Here is a 3,938-nt window from a genome sequence, read left to right on the forward strand (position 1 = left end):
TCGGCGATGGCCGCCTTGGCTGCGGCGTTGCGCAGCTCGACCGTCACGTCGCACGGCTGCACCGGGAAGAACTCGATGTCACCGATGCCAACGAAGCCGAAGATGCTGCTCAGGTAGCTCTGCACCTGGTCCAGGCTGGACATCGGTGGCTGCGAGTAGTCACCGCCCCGCGAGGTCACGCAGACCATCTTCTTGCCCTCGACCAGGCCGACCGGCTGGCCCTGCTCGTTGTAGGTGAACAGGTAGCCCGGCTGGACGATCGCGTCGATGTAGTACTTCAGCGCGTAGGGAATGCCGAAGTTCCACATCGGCACGGTCAGGACGTACAGGTCCGCGCTGAGGAACTGCTCGATGGTGCGCTCGATCTCCTGCCACGAGCCGGTGGCCGCCTCGTCGACCGGCTGTCCGGTCATCAGGGCGTACTTCGACTTGATGTTCACGCCGGCAACGGCGGGCAGGTCGGCACTGAAGAGGTCGAGCGTCGTGACCTCGAGGTCGTCGTACTTCTGGTGCAGCTCCTCGATCAGGACGCTGGAGACGCGTCCGGTGTTGGAGGCGAGACCACGCGGCGTGGCGATGATGTGCAGGAGACGGGTGCTCATGGGGACTCCAGGGGGCGCAGAATTCGGTGACCAGGACAGCGCCGGCAGGACGAGCACCGAGAACCGGACGCCAAGGACGACGCTAGTCCCGGAGCCCGTCGCGCGCCACCATCGCAACCTCCCACCCGTGCTCCGGGCAGCCCTTGGGAAACCAACGCACAATGGGCCTTGTGGACGACAGCGTGATCTACGTGGCCCGAGCGCAGGTGCTCGCCGACCTCGAGGCGCGCGCCCTCGGGACGCCGAACACGGTGACCCTCCTCGAGGAGGCCTGCTCCGAGCGTCGCTGGTGGCTGGAGCAGTGGGTCGACGGGGCGCCGTACATCGGCGGCCTCATCGCCCAGGACCTCCAGGACGCCCTGGCCGACCGGTTCGGCCGCGGCACCCGCGAAGGCCTCTGGCCGGTCTGCGTGGGGTGCCAGGACGGGCCGATCCATGCGTTGCACATCGACCCGGACCTCGGTGGCCCGGATCCGCAGTGGGTCTGCGAGGAGACCGGCCAGACGGTCGCACCGCTGGGCGGCCTGAGCAGCTGACGGGTCCACGCGGGCGTCGGCGTCAGTCGCGCAGCAACAGGCCCACCGAGTACTGGTCGCTCCGGTAGATCGTCCGCGACACCTCGATCGGGATGTCGCGCCACATCGCGCGCCGTGAACGCCGCAGCACCACACCACCGACGGGGAGGTCGAGCAGGCGGGCCTCGACGTCCGTCGCCGTGCGGGCCGCGATGTCGTCCTCGGCCCACGTCGGCCGCACCCCGCGGGCGGCCAGGTCGTCGTACAGGCTGGCAGGCAGCTTCTCGAGAAGACCCGGGACCATGTGGTCCGGCAGGAAGGCGTCCGACAGGCACACGGGGCGGCCGTCCACGAGACGCAGCCGTTGCCAGTGGACGACCGTCTCGTCGGGCCGCAGGCGCAGTGCTCCGGCGACGGACGGGCTCGGGGCGAGGCGCTCGGCGACGACCGTGCGCGAGTCGGCCACCAGGCCCTTGCCCGCCATGTCCTCGGTGAAGCCGGAGACACCGGTGGGGACCCGACGCGGCGCGGCGACGAAGGTGCCGCGTCCGGGGAACCGTTCGAGGACGCCCTCGCCGACCAGGGCGTCGAGCGCCTGGCGCACGGTCATCCGGGCGACTCCGAACCGGTCCACCAGGTCGCGTTCGGACGGCGCCGCGGTGCCCGGAACGCTGCCACGGACGAGGTCGCGGACGTACTCACGGATCTCCACGTGCTTGAGCATGCGTCTTGTCGAACCCCCCTGGACCGGTGACACATTCCGGACAGTAGGAGGGGGTCGGGGACGCGTCCGGCGAACACCGATTTATTTGCCCGAACCATCGGATTCGTGGACACCGACACGCCCACGGCATACGAACACCTGTTCGATCGGGTCGTACGATGGATCGCATGGCGGTGGACTTCCAGAGCACCCTGTTCGAGACGGTCGCGCCCGACCACACCGGCCCGATCGAGCGACGCGGCCTGAGTGACGGGGCGTGGGTCGACGTCGCCCGCAACTGGCTCCCCCACGCGGACGACGTCTTCGCGGCGCTGGTCAACGACGTCCCCTGGCGCGCGGAGCGCCGGTCGATGTACGACCGCGTTGTCGACGTACCCCGCCTGGTCCACACGTACATGATCGGTGACGACCTCCCCCACCCCGCCCTGACGGCGGCACGCGAGGACCTGTCGGCCCGGTACGGCGACGAGCTCGGCGAGCCGTTCCGGACCGCCGGGTGCTGCTACTACCGCGACGGACGCGACAGCGTCGCCTGGCACGGCGACACCATCGGGCGCGGCTCCACCCACGACACGATGGTCGCCATCGTGTCCGTCGGTGACCCCCGCAAGCTGCACCTGCGACCGCGCGACCCGGAGCGCCGGAGCGAGGGCTTCGCGGTCGAGATGGGCCACGGCGACCTCGTCGTGATGGGCGGCTCGTGCCAGCGCACGTGGGAGCACGCCGTCCCCAAGGTGGCGTCGGCCGGACCGCGGATCTCGGTCCAGTTCCGGCCCTTCAACGTCTTCTGAGCTGGAATGGCCGAGCCGGCTCGCCAGGCCTCAGGCCTCTTGGGCCGCGACCTCGGCGTCCGAGCGCAGGATGCAGAACTCGTTGCCCTCGGGGTCGGCGAGGATGACCCAGCCGGAGCCGGGCCCGTGGATGCCCCGGTGGTCGGCGACCTGCGTGGCGCCGTACTCCAGGAGGCGCGCCAGCTCCTCGTCGCGGGTGACCTCGCGCGGTCGCAGGTCGAAGTGGACGCGGTTCTTCAGCGGGGTCTTGGCGTCCGGCACCTGCAGGAAGAGGATCTCGTGGCCGGATTCCGGGTCCCGGATCGCGCACTCCACGTGACCGGGCAGGTTCGGGTCGCCCTCGATGTCGACGTAGCCGAGGACAGGCTTCCACCACTCCGAGAGCTCGTAGGCGTTGAGGCTGTCGACCGTGGTGTGCGAGATGTACGACGTCATGCGGCCACTCTCTCCAGTGAGAGGCCGCGCCACAACCGGGTTTCGGCCCGCCCGGTCAGGGGGTGACCGAGGCCGTCGGATCCACCGGGTCGACGGACTCCGTGGCCGTCTCGGTCACCGTGACCGTCTCGGTCGGGGTGCCGGAGGACGTCGGCTCCGTCGCGTCGGTCGTGGTGGGCGACGGCTCCTGGGTCGGCGGGGTCGAGTCGGACTCGGCCGGCTCCGGGGTGGAGTCGGTCGGGGTGACCTGCTCGGTCGGTTCGTCGTCCGGCGCGGTGCGGTCCCCGAAGATCCCGGTGATCGAGGTGCGGTCGTCATCGGTTCCGCCGGTGATCGTCGAGACGCTCTTGCCTGCCAGCACCTCGATGATGCTGATCACGGCGAGCGAGAGCACGAACACGGCGACCGCGAGCAGCGCGATCCGCCGCCAGGGCAGGGCCGCCCAGCGACCCGGCTCGGCCGCTGCGGGCGGTTCGGCCGCGGGCGGACCGGTGTCGGGCTCGAGGGCACTGCTGGCCTCGTCGAGTCGCTCACGGGCCCGGGCGACGTCCTGCTCGGCGCGAGGCCCCGACGGTCGCCGCTCCGCCCGGCGCAGGTCCTGGTCCGCCAGGTTCACCTTCTGCAGGGCGACGGCCTGGACCTCGGCCATCCGCCGGCGACTCGACTCGATGCCCTGCTTGTAGAGGGCGGTACTGACGGTCGCGACGACGCTGCCGAGCGCAGCGCCGATCAGGGTGCCGGCCGCGCCGAGCGTCGAGAGCAGGACGGCCACCGTGACCGCCGCGGCTGCGCCCGCGAAGGTGGCCGGCCAGTCGATCGGCGACCGGGCCTCCTCCTGCGCGACCTTCTGCTCAGCCATGGCGGGGCGTCG

Annotated in this window: 5 protein-coding genes and 1 pseudogene; 2 read left to right on the plus strand and 4 right to left on the minus strand. The window is 70.8% G+C overall.

Annotation, left to right across the window (positions count from 1 at the left end):
- A partial coding sequence (locus tag ACOADB_RS19205; protein WP_378602092.1) for an FMN-dependent NADH-azoreductase occupies positions 1–602 on the minus strand: 602 nt, incomplete at its 3' end.
- A 161-nt stretch (positions 603–763) separates the two neighbouring features.
- Here ACOADB_RS19205 and ACOADB_RS19210 point away from each other — a divergent pair.
- Positions 764–1,138, plus strand: a complete 375-nt coding sequence (locus tag ACOADB_RS19210; protein WP_378602095.1) for a hypothetical protein — start codon at positions 764–766, stop codon at positions 1,136–1,138.
- 22 nt (positions 1,139–1,160) lie between these two features.
- On the opposite strand, the gene ACOADB_RS19215 is transcribed toward ACOADB_RS19210, so the two are convergent.
- Positions 1,161–1,841 carry a GntR family transcriptional regulator gene (locus ACOADB_RS19215; protein ID WP_378602098.1) on the minus strand — a complete coding sequence of 227 codons (681 nt, stop codon included), beginning with the start codon at positions 1,839–1,841 and terminating at the stop codon, positions 1,161–1,163.
- Between the two features lie 167 nt (positions 1,842–2,008).
- Here ACOADB_RS19215 and ACOADB_RS19220 point away from each other — a divergent pair, with 167 nt between their 5' ends.
- A complete protein-coding gene (locus ACOADB_RS19220) occupies positions 2,009–2,632 on the plus strand; it encodes an alpha-ketoglutarate-dependent dioxygenase AlkB (RefSeq protein ID WP_378602101.1) in 624 nt (207 codons plus the stop codon).
- 30 nt (positions 2,633–2,662) lie between these two features.
- Here the strand turns inward: ACOADB_RS19220 and ACOADB_RS19225 are convergent, their stop codons facing one another.
- Both ACOADB_RS19225 and ACOADB_RS19230 read right to left on the minus strand, forming a co-directional pair.
- Entirely contained in the window at positions 2,663–3,067 is a 405-nt protein-coding gene (locus ACOADB_RS19225) for a VOC family protein (RefSeq protein ID WP_378602104.1), read from the minus strand.
- A 55-nt stretch (positions 3,068–3,122) separates the two neighbouring features.
- Positions 3,123–3,938: pseudogene (locus ACOADB_RS19230) on the minus strand (hypothetical protein); the annotation flags it as partial.

It is taken from the genome of Nocardioides sp. CPCC 206348 (assembly GCF_048654705.1).
Taxonomy (GTDB): Bacteria; Actinomycetota; Actinomycetes; order Propionibacteriales; family Nocardioidaceae; genus Nocardioides.

What these genes read in the sequence shown, in the direction of transcription:
- ACOADB_RS19210 (WP_378602095.1), top strand. Translation starts at nt 764, where the DNA reads ATGGGCCTTGTGGACGACAGCGTGATCTACGTGGCCCGAGCGCAGGTG.
- ACOADB_RS19215 (WP_378602098.1), bottom strand. Translation starts at nt 1,841, where the DNA reads ATGCTCAAGCACGTGGAGATCCGTGAGTACGTCCGCGACCTCGTCCGT.
- ACOADB_RS19220 (WP_378602101.1), top strand. Translation starts at nt 2,009, where the DNA reads ATGGCGGTGGACTTCCAGAGCACCCTGTTCGAGACGGTCGCGCCCGAC.
- ACOADB_RS19225 (WP_378602104.1), bottom strand. Translation starts at nt 3,067, where the DNA reads ATGACGTCGTACATCTCGCACACCACGGTCGACAGCCTCAACGCCTAC.